Annotated in this window: 28 protein-coding genes and 1 pseudogene; 9 read left to right on the top strand and 20 right to left on the bottom strand. The window is 54.5% G+C overall.

The window, feature by feature from the left end; all coding sequences use genetic code 11:
* Position 1: 1 nt before the first annotated feature.
* From ACOAP0_RS07940 to ACOAP0_RS07960, 5 genes are read right to left on the bottom strand one after another with little or no spacing between them, the layout of a single operon-like run.
* Complete coding sequence (locus ACOAP0_RS07940) at positions 2–532, bottom strand: F0F1 ATP synthase subunit delta (RefSeq protein ID WP_087495436.1); 531 nt, start codon at positions 530–532, stop codon at positions 2–4.
* Between the two features lie 9 nt (positions 533–541).
* A complete protein-coding gene (locus ACOAP0_RS07945; RefSeq protein ID WP_087495437.1) occupies positions 542–1,012 on the bottom strand; it encodes a F0F1 ATP synthase subunit B in 471 nt (156 codons plus the stop codon).
* A 36-nt stretch (positions 1,013–1,048) separates the two neighbouring features.
* A complete protein-coding gene (gene atpE, locus ACOAP0_RS07950; protein WP_019429175.1) occupies positions 1,049–1,297 on the bottom strand; it encodes a F0F1 ATP synthase subunit C in 249 nt (82 codons plus the stop codon).
* Between the two features lie 60 nt (positions 1,298–1,357).
* Positions 1,358–2,236, bottom strand: coding sequence for a F0F1 ATP synthase subunit A (gene atpB / locus ACOAP0_RS07955; RefSeq protein WP_087495438.1), 879 nt, complete (start codon positions 2,234–2,236; stop codon positions 1,358–1,360).
* A gap of 13 nt (positions 2,237–2,249) precedes the next feature.
* The gene (locus tag ACOAP0_RS07960) at positions 2,250–2,750 is read right to left on the bottom strand and encodes an ATP synthase subunit I (RefSeq protein ID WP_498374895.1); all 501 of its coding nucleotides are present in this window, start codon (positions 2,748–2,750) and stop codon (positions 2,250–2,252) included.
* Positions 2,751–3,002: 252 nt separating this feature from the next.
* Here ACOAP0_RS07960 and ACOAP0_RS07965 point away from each other — a divergent pair, with 252 nt between their 5' ends.
* From ACOAP0_RS07965 to ACOAP0_RS07985, 5 genes and pseudogenes are all read left to right on the top strand, one after another.
* Complete coding sequence (locus ACOAP0_RS07965) at positions 3,003–3,305, top strand: YbeD family protein (RefSeq protein WP_498376078.1); 303 nt, start codon at positions 3,003–3,005, stop codon at positions 3,303–3,305.
* 61 nt (positions 3,306–3,366) lie between these two features.
* On the top strand, positions 3,367–4,014 hold the full coding sequence (gene lipB / locus ACOAP0_RS07970; RefSeq protein ID WP_498374894.1) for a lipoyl(octanoyl) transferase LipB: 648 nt from the start codon (positions 3,367–3,369) through the stop codon (positions 4,012–4,014).
* A 43-nt stretch (positions 4,015–4,057) separates the two neighbouring features.
* Positions 4,058–5,083, top strand: a complete 1,026-nt coding sequence (gene lipA / locus ACOAP0_RS07975; RefSeq protein ID WP_498374893.1) for a lipoyl synthase — start codon at positions 4,058–4,060, stop codon at positions 5,081–5,083.
* 69 nt (positions 5,084–5,152) lie between these two features.
* A complete protein-coding gene (locus tag ACOAP0_RS07980) occupies positions 5,153–6,796 on the top strand; it encodes a hypothetical protein (protein WP_498374892.1) in 1,644 nt (547 codons plus the stop codon).
* 199 nt (positions 6,797–6,995) lie between these two features.
* Positions 6,996–8,116, top strand: a pseudogene (locus tag ACOAP0_RS07985) (IS3 family transposase); the annotation flags it as partial.
* 266 nt (positions 8,117–8,382) lie between these two features.
* On the opposite strand, the gene ACOAP0_RS07990 reads toward ACOAP0_RS07985, so the two are convergent.
* From ACOAP0_RS07990 to ACOAP0_RS08000, 3 genes are read right to left on the bottom strand one after another with little or no spacing between them, the layout of a single operon-like run.
* Positions 8,383–9,270 carry a hypothetical protein gene (locus tag ACOAP0_RS07990; RefSeq protein WP_498374891.1) on the bottom strand — a complete coding sequence of 296 codons (888 nt, stop codon included), beginning with the start codon at positions 9,268–9,270 and terminating at the stop codon, positions 8,383–8,385.
* A gap of 23 nt (positions 9,271–9,293) precedes the next feature.
* Positions 9,294–11,885 (bottom strand): S8 family peptidase, encoded by a 2,592-nt coding sequence (locus tag ACOAP0_RS07995; protein WP_498374890.1) that lies wholly within the window; start codon positions 11,883–11,885, stop codon positions 9,294–9,296.
* Positions 11,824–12,849, bottom strand: coding sequence for an AAA family ATPase (locus ACOAP0_RS08000; protein ID WP_498391366.1), 1,026 nt, complete (start codon positions 12,847–12,849; stop codon positions 11,824–11,826). The genes ACOAP0_RS07995 and ACOAP0_RS08000 overlap by 62 nt, the downstream gene beginning before the upstream one ends.
* Before the next feature lie 916 nt (positions 12,850–13,765).
* Here ACOAP0_RS08000 and ACOAP0_RS08005 point away from each other — a divergent pair.
* Both ACOAP0_RS08005 and ACOAP0_RS08010 read left to right on the top strand, forming a co-directional pair.
* Positions 13,766–14,143, top strand: coding sequence for a hypothetical protein (locus ACOAP0_RS08005; protein WP_498374888.1), 378 nt, complete (start codon positions 13,766–13,768; stop codon positions 14,141–14,143).
* A gap of 13 nt (positions 14,144–14,156) precedes the next feature.
* Entirely contained in the window at positions 14,157–14,798 is a 642-nt protein-coding gene (locus ACOAP0_RS08010) for a hypothetical protein (protein WP_498374887.1), read from the top strand.
* A gap of 417 nt (positions 14,799–15,215) precedes the next feature.
* Here the strand turns inward: ACOAP0_RS08010 and ACOAP0_RS08015 are convergent, their stop codons facing one another.
* The 3 genes from ACOAP0_RS08015 to ACOAP0_RS08025 all read right to left on the bottom strand — a co-directional run bounded on the left by ACOAP0_RS08015 (position 15,216) and on the right by ACOAP0_RS08025 (position 18,152).
* Positions 15,216–16,742, bottom strand: a complete 1,527-nt coding sequence (locus tag ACOAP0_RS08015; RefSeq protein ID WP_498374886.1) for an amidohydrolase family protein — start codon at positions 16,740–16,742, stop codon at positions 15,216–15,218.
* 118 nt (positions 16,743–16,860) lie between these two features.
* Positions 16,861–17,025, bottom strand: a complete 165-nt coding sequence (locus ACOAP0_RS08020) for a hypothetical protein (protein WP_498374885.1) — start codon at positions 17,023–17,025, stop codon at positions 16,861–16,863.
* A 428-nt stretch (positions 17,026–17,453) separates the two neighbouring features.
* Positions 17,454–18,152 carry a hypothetical protein gene (locus ACOAP0_RS08025; protein ID WP_498391367.1) on the bottom strand — a complete coding sequence of 233 codons (699 nt, stop codon included), beginning with the start codon at positions 18,150–18,152 and terminating at the stop codon, positions 17,454–17,456.
* 307 nt (positions 18,153–18,459) lie between these two features.
* On the opposite strand from ACOAP0_RS08025, the gene ACOAP0_RS08030 reads away from it, so the two are divergent.
* Together ACOAP0_RS08030 and ACOAP0_RS08035 are read left to right on the top strand one after the other, a co-directional pair.
* Complete coding sequence (locus tag ACOAP0_RS08030; protein ID WP_498374882.1) at positions 18,460–18,894, top strand: hypothetical protein; 435 nt, start codon at positions 18,460–18,462, stop codon at positions 18,892–18,894.
* Between the two features lie 24 nt (positions 18,895–18,918).
* Positions 18,919–19,203: an HU family DNA-binding protein gene (locus tag ACOAP0_RS08035; RefSeq protein ID WP_498374881.1), complete on the top strand. Its 285-nt coding sequence runs from the start codon at positions 18,919–18,921 to the stop codon at positions 19,201–19,203.
* 123 nt (positions 19,204–19,326) lie between these two features.
* On the opposite strand, the gene ACOAP0_RS08040 is transcribed toward ACOAP0_RS08035, so the two are convergent.
* The 9 genes from ACOAP0_RS08040 to ACOAP0_RS08080 all read right to left on the bottom strand — a co-directional run bounded on the left by ACOAP0_RS08040 (position 19,327) and on the right by ACOAP0_RS08080 (position 24,788).
* Positions 19,327–20,127, bottom strand: a complete 801-nt coding sequence (locus ACOAP0_RS08040) for a metallophosphoesterase (protein ID WP_498374880.1) — start codon at positions 20,125–20,127, stop codon at positions 19,327–19,329.
* A 315-nt stretch (positions 20,128–20,442) separates the two neighbouring features.
* Positions 20,443–20,874: an HAD domain-containing protein gene (locus ACOAP0_RS08045; RefSeq protein WP_498374879.1), complete on the bottom strand. Its 432-nt coding sequence runs from the start codon at positions 20,872–20,874 to the stop codon at positions 20,443–20,445.
* A 17-nt stretch (positions 20,875–20,891) separates the two neighbouring features.
* Positions 20,892–21,548 (bottom strand): hypothetical protein, encoded by a 657-nt coding sequence (locus tag ACOAP0_RS08050; RefSeq protein WP_498374878.1) that lies wholly within the window; start codon positions 21,546–21,548, stop codon positions 20,892–20,894.
* Positions 21,545–22,198, bottom strand: a complete 654-nt coding sequence (locus ACOAP0_RS08055) for a hypothetical protein (protein ID WP_498374877.1) — start codon at positions 22,196–22,198, stop codon at positions 21,545–21,547. Before ACOAP0_RS08055 ends, ACOAP0_RS08050 begins: the two co-directional genes overlap by 4 nt.
* Before the next feature lie 99 nt (positions 22,199–22,297).
* Complete coding sequence (locus tag ACOAP0_RS08060) at positions 22,298–22,678, bottom strand: hypothetical protein (RefSeq protein ID WP_498374876.1); 381 nt, start codon at positions 22,676–22,678, stop codon at positions 22,298–22,300.
* 452 nt (positions 22,679–23,130) lie between these two features.
* On the bottom strand, positions 23,131–23,526 hold the full coding sequence (locus tag ACOAP0_RS08065) for a hypothetical protein (RefSeq protein WP_498374875.1): 396 nt from the start codon (positions 23,524–23,526) through the stop codon (positions 23,131–23,133).
* Positions 23,523–23,849: a heavy-metal-associated domain-containing protein gene (locus ACOAP0_RS08070; RefSeq protein ID WP_498374874.1), complete on the bottom strand. Its 327-nt coding sequence runs from the start codon at positions 23,847–23,849 to the stop codon at positions 23,523–23,525. Before ACOAP0_RS08070 ends, ACOAP0_RS08065 begins: the two co-directional genes overlap by 4 nt.
* 10 nt (positions 23,850–23,859) lie before the next feature.
* Entirely contained in the window at positions 23,860–24,510 is a 651-nt protein-coding gene (locus ACOAP0_RS08075) for a hypothetical protein (RefSeq protein ID WP_498374873.1), read from the bottom strand.
* Positions 24,507–24,788, bottom strand: a complete 282-nt coding sequence (locus ACOAP0_RS08080; RefSeq protein ID WP_498374872.1) for a copper-binding protein — start codon at positions 24,786–24,788, stop codon at positions 24,507–24,509. The genes ACOAP0_RS08075 and ACOAP0_RS08080 overlap by 4 nt, the downstream gene beginning before the upstream one ends.
* Between the last annotated feature and the right edge of the window lie 20 nt (positions 24,789–24,808).

A 24,808-nucleotide genomic window follows, 5' to 3' on the forward strand; every position in this document is an offset into this window, starting at 1 on the left:
CTTACGCTGAAAGAGCCACTTTCATTTGTTCCAGACGGGCCTTGACGGATGTGTCAAGAACTTCGTCACCCACCACCACGCGGATCCCGCCGATCAATTCAGCGTCCAACTCAACGGAAAGGTTGAGTTTGCGGCCGAAACGCTTCTCGAGAGAAGCGGCGACTTCCGCCAATGCAGCTGCATCGATCGGGAAGGCGCTGTACACGACGGCATCAGAAAAGCCGCCTTGGGCGTTCTTCAGTGCACGGAACTGGGCTGCGATTTCCGGCAACGCTGCGAGGCGTCCGTTATCGATCACAGTGCGCAGGAAGTTCTTTCCCTGCTCAGGCAATGCAGCCTTGATAACTCCGGCAACCAAGTCAAAAACTTGAGTGTTGGAGCTATTGGGGTTGCCGGCGAATTGCTGCAGTTGGCTGTTGCGCGCAACTTCAGCAAGTTCGTCCAGCCACACAGCTGCAGCGCTCAAGTCCGCTTGCGTAGCCTTGAACAAAGCTTCGGCGTAAGGCCTGGCGATGGTGGCAAGTTCAGCCATGTGATTCCCTTACAGCTCAGTCTTCAGGCGGGACAGCAGATCTGCGTGCACGCCAGCATTGACTTCCTTGCGCAGGATCTGCTCAGCACCTTTGACGGCAAGAGCGGCGACCTGTTCACGCAAAGCGTCCCGGGCCTTCACGGACTGCTGCTCGGCTTCAGCCTTTGCAGCGGCAATGATGCGGTTGCCTTCTTCCACGGCGCGAGCCTTGGCTTCTTCGACAATCGTCTGGGCACGGCGCTCGGCATCAGCCAAGCGGGTTGCAGTTTCATTGCGTGATGTAGCCAGTTCGGCTTCCACGCGCTTGTTGGCGTTGGCGAGTTCCGCCTTGGCCTTGTCGGCGGCAGCAAGGCCGTCGGCGATCTTCTGTGCCCGCTCGTCCAGCGCTTTTGTGATCGGGGGCCACACGAATTTCATCGTGAACCACACCAGGATCGCAAAAACGATAGCCTGCAGGAACAGGGTAGCGTTAATGTTCACGGTTTGATTCCTTCTCTAACGTGAAGGGGCCGTTGATTACTTCAGAACGAAGGGGTTGGCGAATGCGAACAGCAGAGCGATAGCAACACCGATCAGGAACGCAGCGTCAATCAGACCAGCCAAGATGAACATCTTGGTTTGCAGTTCGTTCATCAATTCGGGTTGACGAGCAGAAGATTCGAGGAACTTGCCACCCATCAGTGCGATACCGATAGATGCGCCGATAGCGCCCAGACCAACGATCAAACCGCAAGCCAGTGCCACGAGGCCGAGAATGTTTTCCATGAGAAGCTCCTAAAAGTTAGTGGAAAAGAAAAAGAAAAACGAAACAGAGAAAAAGTTACATCAATGTGCGTCGTGCGCTTGACCGGTATAGATCAGCGTCAACATCATAAAGATGAAGGCTTGCAAGGTGATCACGAGGATGTGGAACAGTGTCCACACGGTTCCGGCGACGATGTGACCAATGGCCAAACCAACACCGGTTGCCGACAGCGCCCAGCCGCCACCCATCAGGGCAATCAACATGAACACCAATTCACCTGCAAACATGTTGCCGAACAACCGCATGCCATGGGACACGGTTTTGGCAAGGTATTCGATCATCTGCATAAGGAAGTTCACGGGATACAAAGCCCAGTGATCACCGAAAGGTGCAGCAATCAGTTCGTGCGCCCAGCCACCCAGACCCTTGATCTTGATGTTGTAAACCAAGCAGACAAACAAAACAGAGCAGGACAAGCCCAATGTGGTCGACAAATCAGCGGTAGGAACCACGCGCATGTAGTCTTTGAAGCCCATGGCAGGACCGGCGCTGTGCCAGATGGCAGGAATCAGGTCGACTGGCAACATGTCCATAGCGTTCATCAGGAAAATCCAGACAAACACGGTCAAAGCCAAAGGAGAAATCAACTTGCGGCTGGTGGCGTTGTGAATCACGCCCTTGGCCTGGTTCTCCACCATCTCGGACAGGATTTCTACAGCTGCCTGGAAACGACCGGGAACTCCGGAAGTTGCCTTGCGGGCTGCGTTCCACAAAAGGAAACATCCCAAAACACCTAGGACCACCGAGAAAAAGACGGAGTCCAGATTGAACAGGCTGAAGTCAACAATGCTCGTTTGCTTGACGCTTTCGAAGTCAAAGTTTTTCTGCAAGTGCTGCAGGTGGTGCTGAATGTACTCACCAGCAGATGGGGCATGGGTTTCAGCGTGTTCAGAAGCCATATGTCACCAAAATTCAAAGGTTTACAGCGGGATGCCGGTGCTTGGATTGCAGCCACGCGGCTACCCAGTACACCTTCATCGTCACCACGAAGCCAACCACGAGGGCCAGCCAATTCAGCGCGGGAACCAGTTTGGGAGCCGCCAGCAGCAATGCCACCGTCAAAACCACCTTCACTACCTCCCACACCACAAAACTCAAAAAGGCCGCCCCTGAGTCCTTCAACAATGCTTGCCTGCGCAATCCGCGGGCCAACACCATGGCAGGAACAATCACAGCCAACGCTCCGTATGCCGCAGACATTCCTGCTGCACGACCGAAGCTCCAACCCGCAATCGCCGCAACCACCAAAGCGGTTGCAATCTGCATACCGATGACCCGCCAAGGGGATACCGGAGGGTTGCGCTGGCGCCATTGCCGGGCTTCTTCAGCCGTCAGGGGCTTGAACTCCTCATCCGACCCCCCATCTGGGTTGTCAGAGTCTGCGGAAACAGGGGCTGCGTGCGTGTTTGTCATTGTCAAATTCGCGCTCAGACTGCTACCCAGTTCAATGCACAGCCTCTGATTATACGTAGAAACCCGCTTTCACCAGCAAATCCGCGAAATCCCCACAGCATCAGTTCTCTGTAAGGATGCGCAGTCAGGCGCCACGCAGGCAAAACCGCGGCAACGATAATGCGCAAACACGGTTGCCTGGCGCTTCGTTACAGGCTTCTATGACTGTGCTGTGACAGGCACGGCATGTCCACCCATTTGAAAGGCGCATCCATGGCCACCCCACCGACACCCGGCAACTTTCCGGAAATCTCACGCACTGAATCCTTGATCGAGTACCCCTCCCAATTCCCCATCAAGGTGATGGGGCATAAGGTGGATGGATTGGTGCATGCCATCACCATGATCGCCAAGGAATTCGACCCCGGCTTTGACGCGTCCACCATCGAATTGCGCGAGAGCAAGGGCGGCAACTACCTCGGCGTGACCATCACCATCACCGCCACCAGCCGCGAGCAGCTCGATGAGCTGTACCGCACGCTGAGCACGCACCCCATGGTGAAAGTGGTGCTGTAAAGCGGTGGACATCGACCTCCAGCAGCGTGGCCGGTTGGACTATGTGCCAACCTATGAAGCCATGCAAAGTTTTACTAACGAAAGAGGCGTGGGCCCCTCGTCAGAAGTGCGCGACCAGCTATGGATTTGTGAGCACCCTCCCGTTTTCACACAGGGCCTTGCAGGCAAGCCGGAGCACATCTTTATGCCCGGCGACATTCCGGTGGTGCAAACCAACCGGGGCGGACAGGTGACGTACCACGGCCCCGGGCAGGTGATGGGCTACCCCATGATTGATCTCAAGCGCGCAGGCTATTTCGTCAAAGAATACGTGTACCGCATTGAAGAGGCGGTGATCAAGACGCTGTTCCATTTTGGGGTGACCGGGCACCGCGTCGCAGGTGCGCCCGGCATTTACGTGCGACTGGACGACCCCACCGGACACGCGCCCTTGGTGCAACGCCCACAGCACGGCGCCGCCACCCGCTCCGACCCGGATTTCACGGGGCTGGGCAAGATTTCGGCATTGGGCATCAAAGTCAGCCGCAACTGCACGTACCACGGCGTCGCCCTGAATGTGGCCATGGACCTGGAACCCTTCTCACGTATCAACCCTTGCGGCTATGCCAAGCTCCAAACGGTGGATCTTTCTACAATCGGGGTCCAAGTCAGCTGGCAGGACGCCGCTGATGTGTTGGGCCACAAGCTCGCCACTTACCTTGCACCCTGAGGGTGCCACCGGGGCAACTGCCTCCCTGAACCTACGCCACACCATGAGCCAAAGCGACACCACCCGCGATTCCAGCACCGCCAACCCCACCGTGCGCGAAGCCCAATCGACCGCGGACTACAACCCATTGGCCAAGCAAAAAGCACAGGCCAAATTGGCGCGCATCCCGGTCAAGGTGCAGCAAGGAGAAGTGCTGAAAAAACCGGACTGGATCCGCGTCAAAGCCGGCAGCCCGACCACCCGCTTCTACGAAATCAAGGAGACACTGCGCGCCAACAAGCTGGTTACCGTGTGCGAAGAGGCCAGCTGCCCCAACATTGGTGAATGCTTCGGCAAAGGCACAGCCACTTTCATGATCATGGGTGACAAGTGCACCCGCCGCTGCCCCTTCTGCGATGTGGGTCACGGCCGGCCTGACCCGCTGGATGTGAACGAGCCCGACAACCTGGCCAAGACGATTGCCCAACTCAAGCTCAATTACGTGGTGATTACCAGCGTAGACCGCGACGACCTGCGCGACGGCGGTGCCGGCCACTTCGTGGAGTGCATCCGCAAAACACGCGAACTCTCACCCAAGACGCAGATCGAGGTGCTGGTGCCTGACTTCCGCGGCCGCGACGACCGCGCGCTCGAAATTCTGAAAGCCGCGCCACCGGATGTGATGAACCACAACCTGGAAACCATTCCCCGCCTCTACAAGGAAGCGCGCCCCGGGTCGGATTACCAATTTTCACTGAACCTGCTCAAGAAGTTCAAGGCGCTGTTCCCCGACGTGCCCACCAAGAGCGGCTTGATGGTCGGCTTGGGCGAGACCGACGATGAAATCCTCGAAGTAATGCGCGACATGCGCGCCCACAACATCGAAATGCTGACCATCGGCCAGTACCTCGCCCCAAGCACCAGCCACCTGCCGGTGCGCCGCTATGTGCACCCCGACACCTTCAAGATGTTCGAGGATGAGGCCTACAAGATGGGCTTCAAGCACGCCGCGGTCGGTGCCATGGTGCGCTCCAGCTACCACGCGGACGTTCAAGCCGGTCACGCAATGAGTGCTGTGAACATTCAGTAGAATTTGAGAAAAATTAATAGTTACTGAGAAAAATCAATTCGCATAGTCGTGGTTTGCAGGCCTCCTTTCATGAAAAACTCCAATGAAAGCGGGCTCATTCTGGGTTTCTTTCCCAAAACAAAAAAACACTACCGAATTGACTGGCTTGGAGACGTTTGCTACCCAGACAAACGAGATAGTTATCGGCAACCGTCGATTGCGGTATCTCTGTCGGAGGTTGTTCGCACGAAAAAAGGATACGAATCAGCTGCTCCAAAGCAGCGCCAAATTCAGAGGTATGCCCCTGTTGGGCTCTTATCTTTGCTGCAAATTGGAGATGTCTGGCAAGCTGGGCAAAGGGTAGATACTGCGCCAGCGACATGGACAGCGTTCAAGAATTTGCAGATTAATCAGGACAGCACACGAATCATCAAAGCGGGTGCAGAATTCCAAGACAGGGGCTTTTTAATTCCCTTCAGTGCCCATGCAGGGCACTCGCAGCATACGCAGTCATATTGCCTACTGACGCGACTACCCGGCTCTAAACTTTTGGTCATCCCCTGTGCAGAGCTCATTCGCTTTTACTTCGGATCGTCAAGCAAGCTACTCGGGCGACTTTTTACCCCGCCGCTTAGGCGCGAGTCGTTATATTTGTTCGACTCATTGCGTCCCCGATCGGGACGCTTAGTTTTACAACTGGGGCCAGGTATGTCCGGCTATTCGGCTGCGGACATCGGGCGAATTGCACGTAGTAACGACGCTTGGCACGCAGCCGCAACCATTGGTACATCGCTCCTTCGGGGCAGCACTCGTAGGCAGAGGGCATATCCGTACACCCACTTCCCGTTTCAAGGGGCAACCAATTTGGTTGTTACGGGAAAATGGTTACCTCTAGGGAAAATCGCGGAACAAACATTTCTTGTTCAGACTATTGTGTCTTGTTCCCATCCGTTTCCGTTCCAAACACTCCAATACCGGATGGGCTATTCGTCCAATTTATCTAACAATCGGACTCAGAAAGAACTGAGCAACATGACCAGCCAAAATGGCATTCGCTCAGTTGCCAAAAAGCCATCAGAGTTCGTGAATCAAGATCCGTCGCAGGCACTGCATCCAGTACAACTGACATTTAGTAAACGACCCAAGTTTCCAGACCTTGAGGGTAAGGCGGTCTTTAGACTACAGCTCCCCCCACTTTCAATGGTGAATTGCAACAGTAAATTTGCACGTAGCTCGCAAGTTACTGCGATGGGTGTTGCGGACGCCACAGGAACCCGCCGCCAAGTTCGCCCAGCGGAGGTGGCGGTCGGAAACGAGTCCCCTGATATCAACAATGCACCGAAGTTCTTGCAAAACACACTCAAGCAACTTGCATCGAACTCTGGCATTAGTTTCAAATCCATAACTGAAAGTCCATCTGATGGATGGTGCATCCCGATCCATGCATTGCAGGAAGATCAGCGTCCAATCGACAAGCGCCTAATGATAAAGAGGGATGGCCAAGTCAGACCCCGGAGAGTCTGCGTCCTGCAAATAAGTGGCGCCAATCAAAGATTAGCCTATCTGGCAGTCATTGAGGGCAAGCCTGCCCATTTGTATTTTTCAAAAAGTGGAATTGCACAACGGTCAACGCTGAGTTCATTGATTCAATCCGCTGCGCTGGACTTCATTACTCGCGGGTCTTCCGAAAGAACGGCGCTTGTAGAGGTGCTTGGCCGATTTTTGGATTACTGAAAAAGTAGGTCAGTTTCGAGTTACCACTAACGCAGGAATTATTACTGTGCCGCAGGTGGAAGCATATCTGTTACGTTGGCTTGAAAAGCCAGTTTTAGAAACGACCATCTAGCTGAACGATTGGCTGACGATTCGGTATTGGACTTCCCCCGCTTCAATAGACACCTGTTAAGGTCGAAATTGAAAGGGAGAACGATTCATTAAGAGATTGAGATACCCAGCCGAATTCAAGGCTGAAGCGGCCAAGCAAGTGACCGAGCGTGGTCACGGTGTAGTTGATGTGGCCAAACGCATGGGCATGTCCGACAAAAGCCTCTACCTGTGGGTGCGCCAAGCCCAAGAGCAACAAGGTAGCACTGGCGGGTATATGGCCCAACTCAGAGCCGAGATGTCGCGCCTGAAGGCGGATCTAAAGAGAGCCAATGAGGAGCGTGACATCCTAAAAAAGGCCGCAACGTACTTTGCCAAGCTGTCCGGGTGAAGTACGCATTCGTGGCCCAACACCATGGACAGTTTCGCCTGAGCAGCATGTGTCGAGTGCTGCGCATTCAGCGCAGTGGGTACTACGCTTGGAAGGCCAAACCGAAATCGGATCGCGCGTTGACGGATGAAGCCATGCTTATCAGCATCAAGCGGTTCTTAGAGGAAAGCCAAGGTATCTACGGCAGTCCCCGCGTACATCGCGACCTGCGTGAAGATGGCATTCGATGTGGAGAGAAACGGGTGGCGCGCTTGATGCAGCAAGCCCAATTGCGCGCGGTACGTGGCTACAAGCGGCCCCGCTACCAGATGGGAACGCCTGGGACAACTGCGCCCAATCGCTTGCAGCGGGAGTTCACAGTAGCTCAGCCGGACCAAGTCTGGGTGACCGATATCACCTACATCCGAACTTAGGAAGGATGGCTGTATTTGAAGGTGGTGCTCGATCTGTATTCACGCCGAGTGGTTGGCTGCGCCATGGGTTCAAGTATGGCTACCGATCTCGTGCTCGATGCACTGATGATGGCAGTCTGGCGCAGACGACCTAAGACACCTGCGGTGATCCATTCAGATCAGGGAAGTCAATTTGGCAGCGACTACTTCAACCGCTGGTGCAAAGACAACCGACTGGTGCCCAGTATGAGTCGTCGGGGGAACTGTTGGGACAATGCTGTTGCCGAATCCTTCTTCAGCAGTCTGAAGAAGGAACGGATTAAGCGGCGCATCTATGCAACCCGTGAAGATGCGAGGTCAGACGTGTTTGACTACATCGAAGGTTTCTACAATCGGGTACGCAGGCACAGCCACCTCGACCAGCTGAGCCCGATGGACTTCGAACAACTTCGAACTGGAAGTCGAAATCTGTCTACGGAAGCGGATGAAGTCCATAATCTAAATATTCAATTCAGTTGTCTTGCTCGCGTATGCAATGCGAAGACCAGAAAAGCACTGTCGATCTACTTCTATAACATCTACAAACGAGTCTGAAGTCTTCGCCTAGGCGATCAATGTAGTCGCCCGACGGATCTTTAGAATCCAATCAGTTGTCACTTCTTCTGGCAACTTTACGAAAACTGATTTTTGCCACTGCAGGAACGATGCACCAATCAAAGCGCAGTGACTGCAAGCGAGAACGGTGAAACCGCGAACACCATGTAGTTAAAGTGTGGGGTTTCGTTGGGGTTACCTGTGGGATGGAGCGCCATGCCATTTGCATTCCACTCGTAATCGCGCCAGTCCCAGTTGCTACCGTCATCAGTCTGTACCACGATGTAGGAGCCGTAGGCTAGGCGCGCCGACGTGGCGCTGCCGTCGAAATCGAGTCCAAGCTCAAAAGTATGGATCTGGGCGTTCTCGTTGCGTTTCGCGATCGCGCTGACGGTCGTTGTAGCCAAACTTGTCAGGGGCTTCAAAGCCGGTTGGGCGGTGTGCAGCAGCGTCAGCCCACTCTTGAATGCCGGGGTGTCCAGGATGGCCATCACCATGTCGTCCCCTGAGTTCCTGACGTTTACCGTCTTGCCCTTGAAGGAGATTCCATCTTCTGCGACCGTAAGGCCCATGAAGATGGGCGCGCCAGTGATAGCGGGGCCCGAGTTGTCCTGAGCCTCGAACCGCAACGCGAACGAAAGTTCCTCACTCTCACCCGGCACCTGGTTCTTGCCAGAGAATTCGCACAAAACTGAATGCTTGCCCAGTCCTGGGTACTTGGCGATGAAGAACTTGTCGAGGGTGATTTTGATCCGCTGACCGACAAGTGTTCGATCAGCCTGAACCTTGGAGATGCTCGTGATCTGCTTCGCAGTAGATCCTGGCGGAATGAACCCGAGGACCATTCCCGTACAGGCATACGGGCGACTCCAAATGCTAGCTGCCTGCCCACCGGCATCAGGGACGAAGTAGCGCACCTCATCCTTGTCGCCGATCAACTGCAGGTATGCGGCGATTGCTCCGTGGTGCCGCGAGCCTAGTGACTCATTTTTGTCGAACGTGGGCATGTTTTTCCTTTTGTTGCAGCGGGTTAGGTGCTGGCGCGAGTGCGTGTACGACCGCGGACGCGTTGCTCGACCTCCGTGTAGAGCTGGCTGCGGGTTTGTTGGCCGAGCTCCAGCGTGATGGCCAGGGCGTAGGGCACGTCATGCCGTTCGAACCCCTGCTTTGAGATTGCCTGTACACAAATGACCATTCGCCCTTTTTCATCAAGCATTTTCTTCTTGCCTTCCTGAACCGTGTGGATCAACGTGCCGCGATCTGCCGTCGACGCGTTAGGTTGAGCTTGGTTTTTGCTCCGAGCGACGCCATCCCAGAAACTGCTGGTGTTTTTCTTGGTGCCAACGAGTTGGAGGACGACTGCCCGGTGATCTGCCGTCGTGTGGGTCATTGGGCTAGTCCACGAAAGTGTGATCGTGACAGTACGGACTTCCCGGTTGTTGAGCATCGATGCAGGGACTGGCACGATGTACTCGTGGCGCTGCTCCGCATGGATAAGGTCCTGCGCGAGCAGCGTGATGCGATTGGAATCGCCGCTCACCACGCGCGAGATATCGAGCTGTCCGTAACCTAGAAACTGGGTGATCGTGTTCCGGCGCGGTGACCACTTGCTGCGGTCTCGCGGCGGGTAGGCGTCGTCAAGGGTATTGCCTATGGCGCCCCATGAGGTACCATGAGCGAGCAGCGTCTTCAGCATCACCGCACGTGTCTTCAGTGCGTGCCACTTCTCATCGTCGTTCTCATACAGTTCGTCCAGCGCATCGGCGATGAAGTGAGCCGCGCGGGTCGTCAGCGCGGCCGCGTTGCTGGTGCCGGACGTGAGCATGCGCCGATTCAACCGGCCAGTGGGCGACGGGGTTGCGACCTGCTGTCCATAGTGTGCGCTGGCGCGCGCATGGACCTCAAGCGTGCCACCGCGCACATTGGTCAAGCCGGCAGCGAATCTTCCTCCATTCTCCAGGAAGTCAGGTTTGACGCTTCGGTTCACGCCCAGGCCCAATGCAGACGCAAGGTTGCTCATGGCGAAATTCGGGTACGGGTCCGGCGGCGCCGTGGGATCAGGGTCGGCGTGATCGGCATGCGCCGCACCAATGGTGAGTGAGTTGATCGATTCGGCGGGGCTGAGGATAGTCCGGGTCGCCTTGGACATCTCGATCGCGGCCATCACTGCCGCTTCGCGCACATCCTCATCTTCGGCTTGGTATGCCGCGATGTTGGCGTACACACCGACCGGGAACGGTGTGAAAATGTTCCCGGCACTCACCACGAAAAGCAAGTTGTGCGCGTGGCTGAAGTAATCCAGCAGCGTCGCCCAGGGTGAAGAGCGCCGCACAAATGGTGCGTAGACGTCGCAAATGGAGTGGTTGATAACGATAACGCGCCGGAGTTCGGGATTTATGCTCCGACTCGCTGACGTGATCGTCTTCAAGGCCCGGTAGATCACTCCGATGGGCAGCTTGCCCTTGGGGGTGACTTCCTTGCGCGTACCGCCGGGAGACACCAACACCGGCAAAACGGCCAACGGCCGATTGAGCGGCATGGTGTCTGGCGAGTTCAGGTCGCCGTGCACGATCAACGACGCCATGGCTGTGCCATGCTGGCGGGTGAGGGCGGGCGCTTGTGCGCCACTTACGTCTACCTCGGTGATCTTCAGGCGACCAGCAAGCAGCTCGTGCTGATCAATGGGGTAGCCATCCAGCAGCGCTGCGATGCAGTCGCCATGCAATTGAGGTTCTTCCAGCTCTGTCACCACGCCGACGGCGTCCCCCTCGATCGGCGACTCATATGCCGACTGCGGACGGATTGTCATCACGTCATGGAACCGAGCGATCCTGCCGTTGCCTTGCACCAGTTGCTCGGCAACTTCCCCCGGAATCTGGATGAAGACGCCCTGGTATCGGATCTCCGGGATGTCGACTTGGTCCAGCAGTTCGCCGCCCACCTCGTCCAGCATCTCATTCAAGGTGTCCAGGGACTCGTCGCGGCGGTCATCATCATTGCGGTACCAGAGGTCGAGTTCGACAATGACGTCCTCGTCCGGATCATCTGCCAGCATCTTGGCGACGTAGTCGGTCAGGGTAGGATCAAGGCGGTCTTCGACAGACCAGACGCGCAAGTTGTGCAGGTAGTCGAAGAGCTTCCACAGCCCTTTCTGCTCGGTATTAGGCGCTGCACCGCTCGTGTAGCGTTTCCACTGCGCCAGGAGCCGCTTCAACGCCTGCTCGGTGGGCATCGTCAGGTACAGACGCTGCGCCGGCTGCCGTTCTGGTGCGTCCGCGTCGACATCTTCGTCGAACTCGGCCTCCTCTGCATCGTCCGTCGTCGCCTCGTTCGCCAGCCAGTCAAGACCTAGGGCTTGGGCGGCGAGGTTGAACTCGGGCACGTCGCCGAGCAACTCAAACACCAAGCAGCGATCGGGCACAACGGCCCGCGGATCTGCAGCAACGGAAACGTCGCTAGCGTACGACGCGAGGCTACGCTCAGCCTTGGAGAAAACCTCACCCAGGCGTTGCGCCTGACGGTCGTACGGGATCTTTTTTGGAAAGCGGGCCTTGCGGCCCTTAATTCTTTCGCGTGCCTCTGGCGCGCGCTTTAGACGGACTATCGGATAGTTTGTCGGCACCCTCTCGCTCCCTGCTATTTTTTATGGGTGCAAGGATACTACTTCTTGTTACAACTAAACGAATGGCTTCCGCTGGGCTAATCTTGCCCCGTGACAACACCACTTTCCGTCGGACGTCCAATGTGAACGCTTCGACTGTTGCCATGCTTTCGCCCTTCATGTATTCGGCGAATTGTTCGGGTGTGATGCCCGATGGGCCTTGAAGAGTTTGCTCAAACTTCTTGAACCAGTCTTTCAACTGCTGAGGCCCTGGTTTGTCAATTTCTAGCTTCATTTCGAATCGGCGCCACACCGCTCGGTCGAGGAGCTCGGGGTGGTTGGTCGCACAGACGACCAGCGTATGACTTGGCAATTGATCCATTTGCACAAGCAGCGTTGAGACCACGCGTTTGATCTCACCGGTTTCCTGTGTATCGCTGCGTTCCTTGCCCACTGCCTCGAACTCGTCGAAGAACAGTACACAGGGATTGAACGTCGCGAACTCGATTAACCGGCGCAGGCGGTTTGACGTTTCACCCAGGAAGCTATCGACGATGGCGTCGTAACGCACAGACAAAAGTGGAAGCGACAGCTCGGTCGCCAGCGCTTCGGCAAGGCTTGTCTTGCCGTTGCCCGGAGGCCCCAGAAGTAAGACCGTGTGGCGTGGCTCAAGCGAATGAGACCGAAGTAGCGCCGCTTGAGAGAACTCATCAACGAATTCCTCGATGGCGTCGACTACCTCTGGAGCGAGAACGAGATCCGCCAGGCGACGCTTCGCTGGAATGGAATGGACCAGTTCGGCAACGCGCTCAGGAAGTTCGGAGTCATTGGACTGGGGGCGGGCGCGGGAGCGTGAAGGCGCCTCCAGCCCAGGCAAAGATGCTTGGGAAGATGCCTTTGCAGAGGTGCGCTTCGACTCGGCAATGATTGCCTTCATCGTCTGCTGCAGCGCCTGCCGATCTCGGTCACTTTTAGCCACGGTCATATTTTGCTCCCTTTCCCTTGTGCGTTAATTGCCGCATCAAATACCTTTAAATGTCTCTGCCTAACGCTTGAGCCTCGTAGGCATCAAGCAGCACGAGAACTCCTTCGCAGGCATTTCTTATCAGCTTCAACTCATGGCCTGCCAACCCTCCTTGCGAGGAGGCCCGGGTGCGAGTCATAGGGGCATCCGCTTTAACCGCATCATATGCAACAGTTTTTTGACCAATTCTGTTGCGTTTTTCAAGCGCTTCGCTGTACAAAGCCCTCGTGTCGCCGCGAGCTCTGCCGGACTCACAGAATCGCCAGAACGTGGTACGGTCGACACCTAGCTCAGAGGCTGCCCCACTCGCAGTAAGTCGATTCTCTCTCATGAAGCGATGTACCCGATCTTGCAGGGCGGGGTCAGGCTTGCATTTGGGCATGTCGCGTAATCTTTCTAGATTGTAGATGTCCCCAAGCATAAACCGCAACAGCTTAAAGCGCAACAAGTGTTGCAAATGTTTCGGTTTATTGTCGCTACAAGGAAACAGAACATGAGAGGCTCGCTCTAGTTCCTGATGGATGGCACAGATATGCTATCTTTTGGATCCTAATTGCAGGCTAAGGTAAGAGTTTGGGCTCTCGTATCCATCACGACGCGCTGGCGCTGAGGACATTGCTCGACCGCCAGTAAAAAAATGGATACATCCACACCCATTTAGCCTGATTTACCTTCTGCTGTAAGGGCTTTCCCGAGGTTACAAAGCATGGCCACAACAGGGTATGATAATTGCATCTATGGGTCTCAAGCCGTGGAGTTGCTGCTATGAAAAAGATAGCTTGTATTGACTGCCGCCCCTTCACAGCGCTGAACTTAATTTGACAGGGGCGCACCAAGGGAGAGCAGGTAGCCACGCAGCTGACCTGCATGCGAGAAAATGAATAAGAATGAGTTCGAACTTGAGAAGCTACGACTTGACGCTGAACGGTTCCATCGCATCATGGATACCTTCGCAAAAGTCGCTACGGTAGGTGGTTGGGTTTGGGCCATCCACTTGATCATGGATGGGCTGATATCAATTGTTCAGGCTAACCCCGATGCTATACATGCACTATCAAAAGTGGTTGAAAGCATGCACCTCAACTCCATTCTGGGTTGGGTAGGTGCCGTGATGGGTGGAGGCGCTTGGCTGTATGAACGCAAAGGAAAAAAGCGCGCCTACAAAGTGAACAGTGAATTGCGCAAGCAGATTGAATCAGGCGACCCTCATCGGTCTACAAGCGGTTTGGACGAAAACGGGCACACGCCTAAGTGAAACGGAGGAAGTGATGACAATGCTCTTTTTGGGAATCAACATCCTGCTCATCATGGGAACCTGGCACTTCGTTGTGAAGAAAACACTGCTGGACCATACCAGAGACAAGTTATTCGACTTGCGTGATGAAGTGCGCCGCGTGCACCTTGAGCGAGGATGGTCCATTGACACGGCGCTCTACGGAAACCTGCGTTCAATGATCAACGCCTACCTACGCTACACCGAGAATTACTCTGTCTGGCAAGTCGTGGCATTGCGTGTGGAGCTGTCTAGGCAAGCGCAATCCGGATTGCGCGAACACTTGGTTGCGCGCATCGACGCGAACTTCAAGGCGGGCACAAAAGAGCAACAAGAATACGTTGCTGATGTACGTCGTCGAGCCGGAAATGCTTTGACGGACTTCGCCGTGTACAACTCTGGCCTGTTAGTGCTATTGACCGTACTGATTACGCCGTACTTTCTGATTAGCACCTTTGTTGATCAGTGCCAGAAGGGAATATCAGTCCTGGGCAGCGTAGTAATTCGCGATGTGATGCACATGGGCAGAGTGTTCAATTTCGTTTGGGTCCGTTCTACCAGATGGGTCGCCTCCAATTTTGTGGACCAGCAAACCATTGATGTTGCCCTGTCAAACGATTCCCATCGTTTTGCCTGAGTAGCGCTGGACCGACCAAGGGTTCCCGTGCGAGCCATGTCATCTTTGGCGTTAAGAAAAACTCTCAATGAAATCAATGAGTTTTTGAGATTTCGATAGCAAAAGTAGCACTACCCGATGCGGAGTTAGGCTATATTTCGCCCGTTGGGTCCCAAGAGCATTTGGGGAGCCTTACCGGAATATCGGGCTCACCCAGTCGGGCGTGGTACTTTCCGGAGTGCCAATACAGTGGTGGCCTTGGCCTATTCTCGAACTCCCTGAACTAAGAGATGCTCCGCCTGTATATCCAGCCACATCATCGTTGTCTCGCCAAGTCAGACCATTAGCGATGATCAGCACCCCCCTTCCAAGATCTGAGTCCCGAGGACTCATTGCGCAGTCCAGAGCTTTGGGTATTCCGCTCGAATACCCTTGCTACTATGACGGTAGCTTGAGGAAGCGATAAGCGTTCTTCCAAAAGAATTGGTCGAGATAGCCTTTGTACGTATCCCGATTCATGATCTCAAGGAATACATCCAAGTACTTGCGCGTGTTGTCCACCATGTCTGGCATGTGCCAATCTGAACCATAGGCCATCTTGTCCAAGAGGTCGTAGGGTAGATTGCCTTCCACGGCCGCGCGCCTCGCGCGTTCTATGTTTGCGACGAAGATTTCGCGCTTGTCGTTTTCGAACAGTGCAGTGATGTAACCGATTTCGCAGTACACGTTCGGATGTGTAGTACACAGCTCGGTGACGATGCGGGCGAAGTTGTCAGTATCGGCCCACTCTTTGTCGGAGTCTGCCATCCAACCAGGCGACTTCAAACTCCCGTTTTCCATACGCCCCCCACCGGCATGTCCAAGACACAATCGCAACTTGCTCCAGCGAGTGTTGCCCAGCACGTCGCGCCAATGCTTCGGATGGGCGTACGCCCCCTGTTTCAGACGCGTCTGGAAACCCTGCGGAGTGCAGTGCACAAAGATGGCTGCGTCTCTTTCAACGCAGAAGTCAAAGAAAGCATCGACTCTGGCTTGGATATCGGGATCATTGCCTGTAGGTTTGTATCCCATCGCTGGATAGAACTTAAATCCCAGGAACCCCTTGGCCAGCGACTCTTCAGCACGCAGACGCCAATCGTCACGTCGAGGATCAAATGCTGAAAATCCGAAGACGCGAGAGGGATTGGAACGCTGCAGTGTCTGCATGCGGTCCACCTGGACCGGGTGAAAGGAATAGTACGGTGGCTTATGCAACGCATATGCCATCTGCATATCCATCATGTAGTGCGAGATCTGCAGTGGGGGGAGATCGTTGCCATATCCGGCAAGAACTTTCGCTAGCATTGTCTCTTCTGACTTCAGCATCGTAAGAAAAAACTCGAGATAGTTCTCCACCTCGCCCCAGGCTTTCGGGTCCATGAGCGCAGTGACCACCCGCAATGCCTTTTTGACCACACTCTTGGCCCAGGCAAGAAAGTCTCCGAACAACAGAGATGCTTCCAGACTTTTATATGATGCAACTGTTGCGTACGCGGACGGTAGCGCACCTGCCCAACCCTCTGCCGCGTAATCAATCTTCGAGAGCGACTCGATAATGTCCATCAGATTGGATGAGCGCAGCAATCCGAATACGGGTGCGGCCAGCGACTCCCCGTGCAAGGCACTCGCGCCCTTGCTCATTCCGTCCAGCGACCCTGTCGCAGCTAGTAGTTCGTGCTCAGTGATGCTCCAGAACTGCTCCAGACGGTATTCGTCATGTGCATCTTCATCCTGGAACTGCTGTTCCACCAGTGAAATCTGTTCCGGATAGGAGGAGCCAGTTAGCGCCTCAAGCAAGCGCGCGACCTGATTCGCAAGGTGGCTTTCGTCCTTGCCCATGGCATTTGCAATGACGCTTGCCAGCGGCACATACCTCGCATTGAACAAATGTGTGTGCAGGTCAAGAATGCGAGCGGGAAGATTCATAAGACCACCTCCATTGCGATTTGCGAGGATTCATTGTTGCGAATGTACATCATTGGATTTCTCCTCGAGTTTGGCAAATGAGGGAGTGCTGCCACTCGGGCAACACTCCCCCTATCTTTTACTGCCAGTTGGCAGGAATTACCAGCGTAAGCCTAGTCGCTGCACTACCTGTAAGCATGGCCTGCCCTGCGGCCGGCGGAGTAAACGCCGCCATGGCATCCACTAGGTTCTGCACCTGACTATCGAGCAGCACCTTCCCATCGCTGGTCTTGAACTGCTCCACGTGGCACAGCTACGGGGGTACCTGCACTCATAACCGTGCCGCTTTGGCACGCAATTACTTCCAAAATTGGGCGGCACGCATATGCTTCACAAGCCCAACAGCGAATTATTCTTCGTTTCGCCCGCGAACGGGGCAGTAGTCTGCTCAAGCTGGCGGATCTGACGCAGATTCTTCTAAATGCAGTTTTTGACATGGCACGCTTTTGAAAACTGCGGCACGGAATTACTTCAATTGGGTGGGGGCAAGAGTCCGTGGCGAAAATCTTGTCCTGCGGTACGCGTATTCCATTGGACCGGCGCGCGTGAGTAAAGCAGAAATCGACCCAAAGCAGTCAGTCAAGCCACGAGAGAGCAGACGCTCAACGTTGGAATTTACTCATGGGCGTAGGCTGGCGAAGCCAGCCTTAGGCCGTTAAGTGCAGCGAAGGGTTAGTCATTCTTTGCTTTCGCGGGGAGAATTTTTGCCAGCGCTTGAACGAGCTCTGCGAGTGCCTTCGGGTCTACTTCATTTCCTTTGAGGCTAGGCGGCTCGGCTACCGCAGGTTTACATGCCAACAATTCCTTAGATAGTGCTGCAGCACCAGAGTGGTCACCCGTCGATAGGCTAGCTACCACTGCGACATGCTGAATTGTCAGCGTACTGAGGTCAGTCTGGTACAGGCGCATTTCAGCAAGCGTGGCCTTGTAAAGGCGCAGAAAAAAGAATGAAAAAATCTCGATGAAAAGGACTAAGCCAAGCCTCGGTATGTAGTGCGACAGGAGGGATGTCAGGCTGTCAAAATTCACGGCTGCACCCAACACCATATATGTGAGGAGTCCAACCGCCATAGAGGTCGTCAGAACCCCTATGACAAGATTCAGATTGCTGCGACGACCAAGGGCCCCAAGTTCAGCTCTTAGGCGATGCTCCGCTGTGGCGAATGATTCTCGAATTTCTTGGTCACGCGCTGACTGCGACAGTTTCTGCCGAAACCTTGCTTCCAGTTCGTCAGCTACCCCACCGTGCACGGTGGGCCGAAGAGTCTCTATGAGTTCTTGACGACTACCACCCAGAGCATCAAGTTGAGCAGTCTTGAGGGAGGCTACTTCTTCAGCAAGTGAGCCGATCTTTTGCTCTAGTGCAGCCACACCCGCAACACCCAGTGGTAGGGGGAGACCTTCTAAGTTGGCCTTTTCGCGCGTAGAAAATAGTCCCCCGCGAAGGTACTGCAGCATTAAGAATGCAGCGCCGTAGCCCAATAGGCCTAGGCCCAAAAGCAAAGTCGTCCGAGAAGGAAACTCCGACGGGCGACCTAAGATTAGAAAATCGATGTCGGTCCGAAGCAATAGCACAAGCAGCCCAGATACGCTGAGGACGACTCCGAGTGCGACATATAGGCGTGCCGATCGCTGGGTATAAAAAGGCGTTGTTGCCATACTTCTTGATAGATACCGGATGTCTGATTGGGTCGATTCTGCCAACTCCATCAGCCCTAGACTATCCCCCATTCGGGGGATTCAGCGTCTGCTTTCGGCCCAGAAGCCCTCTGGCTGCTCTTGGCCCGTAACGGCTATTTGTTTGACTTGTTTTAACTCTCGCGCCACAGACGTCGTTGCCAAGAAGCCCAAGAAAGTAAAGGCAACCCCGAAACCAGCTCAAGCTCGCAAAGTAGCGACCAAGTCTGCACTCAGCCCCAACACCCAAAAACTCTGGACTCACTTGAAACCATTGCTGAACGCAAAGAAGTTCACGGAGATCAAGAGATCGCAAGTTGGGGTTGCAGCTGGTCTCCCTCTGGGTTCTGTGACGGCGTCATTCAACAAGCTGATAGAAAATGCCTACTTGGAAGAGAACGCATCAGGTGCTCTGAAGCTGATCTCCAAAAAGTAACGACACACCAAGGAGTAGAACCCCATGAACAAAGGCGAATTGATCGAAGCATTGGCTGCAAAGTCTGAACTGTCCAAAGCTGCTGCCGGACGAACTCTGGATGCTTTGATTGAGATCATCACTGCCAAAGTGGCAAAAAAAGAAGATGTGCAATTGATTGGCTTTGGCACTTTCAAGGCTGCCAAGCGTGCTGCACGCACTGGGAAGAACCCACGTACTGGTGAAGCACTGAAGATTACTGCGACGACAGTGCCCAAGTTCACACCGGGTGCAGCCTTCAAGGCAGCTGTTGCCAAGAAGAAAAAGTAAGAAAACTTACCCAATGACAAAGGCGCTCGATATGACCATCGAGCGCCTTTTCTTTTGGTTGATGGGAACACCAACATCGCAGAGCATTAAGGCAACTTATGGCTCCTAAAGGATATGTCGGACCTATATCTCCAAAACCAAGCTTCGATCAAACTTGGAGTTCTCAAAGACGGCTTCCTCCGAATTCTTGATTGAACGACGATTCAACACATATCCCGCCGGATTCGCTATCACTCTGCATCGGCCTATCTGGTAATCGAAGCTATCGTGGACATGGCCATGAATCCAGAGGTCTGCACCCTGCAGAAGGTCACCTAAGTCACTGACAAATGCTGCGCTCAAAAGGTCGTCTGTATATTTCTCATGGACTGAATTTGGATGTGGACCGTGATGCGTCACGACTACGGTCTTGCCATCAAAAGGTTTCGCAAGTTCTTCCTTGAGCCATTGACGTGACTGAGCATGTATCGCCAACGCTTCAGCAGGAGAGAAGGCGCCTCTTTCCATCCGGATCAACCGGTGGTCATTCAACTTCTCCTTGGCCTCATGCATCGCTAGAGGCTGTGAGTACTCTGGTTCAAAGAGTCGGTAGTCCGTCCAAAGTGTCGCACCCTGGAATCTCACACCTTTGAGAACGACAGAACTGCATTCCAAGAAATGAATGCCCAAGTCCTTCGCTCGCTCACGAATCTGAGCCTGTTTGCTTCGATAGACATGACCGTAGTACTCATGGTTACCAGCCACGTAGATGACATCGGCGTGTGAAGTCCACGATTGGAAGCGCTCAATACCTTCATATCCGTCGTGAATGTCACCAGCAAGAACCACCACATCAGCATCTGTGCGTTCAATGATGGTTGGGGGAGTTCCATCTAGTCTCGGTAGGAGATCAAGATGAAGATCAGAAGCGATCTGGATTTTCATAAGCGAGGTCCGTTGAACTGGGCAGTTGCAAAACCTTCAAGGTACATTGCTCGAGTGCCTTGAGGCATGTCCAGTAATCACTGTTCCCCGCCGAAAAAGCGAAAAGCCTCCACAAGGGAGGCCTTCACTCTCTACACCGGGGCGCCCAAATGGGTAATGCCGATCGGCGCTTCGGGGCGAAGTGTAAGCCAAATCCAAGCGTGCTACGGAGGGCGGATGTCCGTTTCGCTGCAAACTTTCCAATCGAGCGCTGCTTGGGGCCGGTAGTCTTTTGAAGTCCGGATCAATGCAAATGATAGGTAGTAGAGAAGTCATTTAAGTGCCCATGGCCTTCGTCAAGCAAACGAGGTCTGTTTCAGTCAGTCCGGTTTTTCGGTCGGTCAGTACGAGCCGCTTTTCAAAAGGCCGGAAGTTCCATGAACGATCGTCCAGAGCAAGCCATGGAATCCAGGGATTGGCGTTATCTCGCATCCAGGATTCACATTCGTGCTGTCTTTGGTAGCTCTCATGTGGAATTTCCGTAGTGACGCCAACGATCCGATCACCCCATAGCGGAAACATCAGTTGAAGTTCTAAAAGAGAACGATTGAGTCTCCATGTGGATGAGATCACAACATCCACATGCGGGTGAGCTTCTAGCCATTCGTTTAGCAAGAACGCTCGACAGAACAAGGGAGCTTCGTTAGTGGGTGGGTCCGGGTGCAGTACTCCATCGAAGTCGAGGAACAAGATGAATGGGGATGTCATGGATGCGCAATCCGTGGTCAAGCACCTGGGGCGTTTTTTCCTGATTGCAGAGCGCGCTCTCGGAGCCAGTCTTCGCGGGCATAGGAGTAATCAGGAAACTCTGTTTTGAGGTCTGTGTGACCCTTGATGAGCCTTTTGGCCAAGCTTGCGAGCTCAGCCAAGTCCGTTTCGTTGCGAACTTCCAAAGGGGCGACGATGTTCACACCCATGGCCCACCATATTCGCTTTGGTTTCCAGTTGACAGATACGGAGTGATGAATGCCTTCGTCACTCAGTCGTTCAAACGTTGATCTGAGAAGGGCAAAGTGCGCCTGCTTCGCGGAGGACGGCTCCCTCAGTGTGGTGGATACCAGTTTCTTTCTGGAACGACCAACCCGCTTGTAGTTCTTGGTGCCACCCTCGGTTAACCAATTGTCAGAGGGGCCATCACCCACCACTTTGTAGACTTCATCCCACAGAGCCTCGGAATAGACATGTCTGGGATGCTGCCACCACACGATCACACGTCGTCTGTTCAAAATGAAACCCACGTCATCCCAGGTGCTGAGGCTCTCTGATGTCATGTCAGCGTAGCTGTGGGGAACAAAAAGACCGCCACCTGACAATCGCCAGGGATGAGACCGGTGGTATTCACTTTGCGAGCGGCGCATGGCCTCAAGGCGAGGGATTTTCATATCAAGCTCCACGCGTCGAGATATTGGACATCAAGTGTCTTGACGCTCGTACTACCGTCAACACCAATCACAAATTCCACATCAACCAGGCCGGTGGTGTCATGAACGTGGACGACCGAGCCGCGAGTACCAGCTTCGAGATCCAAGGCCGGAAGCGGTACGTTTGTGACGATAGGAGAGCCGATTCGAAACATCTTGGATGACGAAAGTCCACCGGATTGTTCGTTTAGTTGGCGTTGACGCTTCTGACTCTTTGCTTTTTCGAGGCGCTCTTCCAATCTTGCGATGACTTGGTCTGCCGGAACGCCATCATCATTTTGTATGGACCTGGCAATATTCGCTCTTGCACGCGCTCTAAAAGACCGTTCAGACTCGTTCGGGAACTCACCACCATGCGCCTCTTGGCTATAGCCGGCATGCGGGTCAGTGATGCGTAGCCAAGTGCCTAAAGTGTCTTTGACGCAGTGTTGGCAAAGGTCAATTTCAACCCGATTTCCGTCACCGAAGATGGAACCGTATCCGGCACGATATTGGATGAAGGTGAACTCATGGAATTCACAGTCTTGGTCGTCCGGTTCTGCCGATCTACCGCAGCGATCACACATGAGCTTTTGGGTATAGGGTTGTGGACGAACGGCTTCGATCTTCATCGGGGACTCCATCGAGAGTAAAAGCTGACTTCGAAGGGAAAAAACGGGGTGCTTTTTTTGCAGCAGATAGTTAGAACCAAAGCTGGGTTCTCCATGCGGCTACTTTGATGCAAAACTTTGTGTGAGCTGCTTCGCTATCCACTCCAACTCCGGAGTGCTTAGTGCCCAGCCCTGCAAGGGAATGCGCTTGACAATGTCATCCAAGATTTCAGCACGCGGAGCCTCGGGCTTTTGATCCAGCTTGCGTTGTGTGTACTCGGTAAGTTGATTGAGTAGATCCAAGCATTGCAGATAGTGTTGAGACCGTTCCGCTGGTGTAAGCCCGACCACATACTTACCGTCGATAACACGCGCTGAAAACTTGGTTTGGGAGCCGGCAAGCGCAGAGGGATAAACATCAGTCGGAAAGTCGCCTGGAACTACCACCCTTGATGAGTTCTCATGATGCAGAGAGTCATCGGACTTAAAGTTTTCAGGCATGTTGGCATCCCAGGTTTGCGATGGTGAAATCTATCGGTTCACCAAACGCGGAATTGCGTTTCGCGAGCCCGAATAATCCCGCGACAAGCACAGATCCCACAAATGGCTACCTAAAGAACCTGAGCAAAACGCATCGGTACCATAAATGGGTACCTATGTCCGGACTGGTTGCTCATGTCGAATCTCTGGCGAAATCAAGGTACGACATCTACCTGTGATGTCAATTACGAAGAGATACTTTTGAGCCCATGTATTTCAGGCATTTCGACATCGGCCCCCGTGGCCAAGAGCCGTTAGATCGGTCGAATAGATCTACGCTGCCGACCCAGAGCGGAAGTGCTGAGCTGAAATTTTCCACCCAATAGCAGACATTCGATTCATGGGTTGCGTTAAAGCGAAAGAGCGAACTGTGAATTGCGTAAAAAGGGCGTCCTTGGACGCCCTTCGCCGCCTCATTCGCTCAACCAAGGCTGAATAAAGGCGAACCAACCGCCCATGAGATAGAAAGCCACGCTCAGCAGGTACACCTTCCAGGAGACCTTGCGAGTCCGCATGCAGGCATCGCGCAAGGCCGGATCGGTAGGGCAAGGCGCATGGCGGTTGCGCCACTGCAAGACCCCACTTCCCGCCATCATCACGCCGGCCAGGGCGAAGACAGCCTCCTTGTGCTCACTCAACCAGACGACCTGCGGGAAGATAGCAACCAGTGAGGACAACGCCGCGCCTGCACCCATGGCCACCAGCAGTGCCGGAATGGCGCAGCACACCAGGGTGCTGGAGGTGGCAAACAGGCTCGCCACCGAAGTCCAGAAGCTGCTGCGGGATTCTCTGACGCCATCCGCACTCATTTACCCCCCTTGATTTCAGCCTTAATCTCCTCAACGGATTTCTGCACGGTTTCCAGCTTCACCACGTCATAGCCGGCGTCGGTTATTTCGGCGGTGATTGCATTCGCATCCAAGGAGTGTCCCTCCTTGGCCTCAATGGCGACTGTCTTCTTTTTCAGATCTACATAGACCGCTTTGGTGGCCGGCATGCTGGAGATGCGTTTTTCAATGCCCTGGGCGCAGAAGGCGCACACCATGCCGTTGACTGTCGCCTTGATGCTGGTGGTGGCGAAGGACGGCAATGCGGCAAGCGCGAGTGCTAAGGTAATGACTAGTTTGTTCATGATGAACTCCTCAAAAAATGTACATAAAGTTGATGCGACCCTGGGAGCTGTTGTTGACCCCCAGTTCGACGAAGTAGCGGTTGTGGATCAGGCGCAGCATGGGAGTGACCTCCGTCTTGTCTGACAGGTCGTTCATGCGCCGCGCTTCAACAATCAACCAGGGCTGGGTCTCGTCGTAATCCACCTCGTAGAACGAGAAACCCAGGCGGGCAGATGCGTAGTCATGGTTGATGCCGTCAGCGCGGTACAGCCTGGTCGTAGCCGACACGTAGATACGGGTGGTTTCATAGTCCACCTGAATCCCCGGAGATGCCATGGCTTTGGAGCCGGAGAAGTCATTGCCGGTCACGTTGCCCAGGCCACCCAGGAACCAGACATTGGCTTGGGCGTCTGGCAGGTTCCAGCGCTTCACCAACCGGGTGTAGGTGGCGTCCACCAGCTGGCGGCTCTTGCTCTCGTCATCCGAGCGCATGTAGAGCGTAGAAGCCCCAATCGCATCCCGTGGTGTAAGTGCGTAGTTGGCAAAGGCCTCCTGCCAGTTGGGACTGAAGTCGCCCATCGCCATCCAGCTGTCTTTGAACCCCATGGGCCCGCTGAAGGCTGGAAGGGATAGCGTCAGAGCCAGGCAGCCCAGCAGCCGGCTGCGTACGCGGCCGCTCATTTGACGGGCTCCATCTGGTCCACTACCAAGTGGTTTTCCATTGCAGCGACGGTAAAGCGGACCTTCTGACCGGCTTTGAAGCTATCCAGCTTGATCGCTCCATCGACCTTGAAGGGCATGGTCATGGCCTCCATGCCGATACTCTCGATGCGCTGGTGCTTGAGGGTGACCCGGGCTCGCTCGGGTTCGAGGGTGACGATGCGTGCTTGTGTCCAGTCAGGGGCGGCCCAGACGGACGTAGTACAGGCCAGCACGATGGCCAAAATCCAATGTTTCATAACAATCCTTGTCGGCGGGG

This window comes from Curvibacter sp. Hmag1.1 (assembly GCF_059769165.1).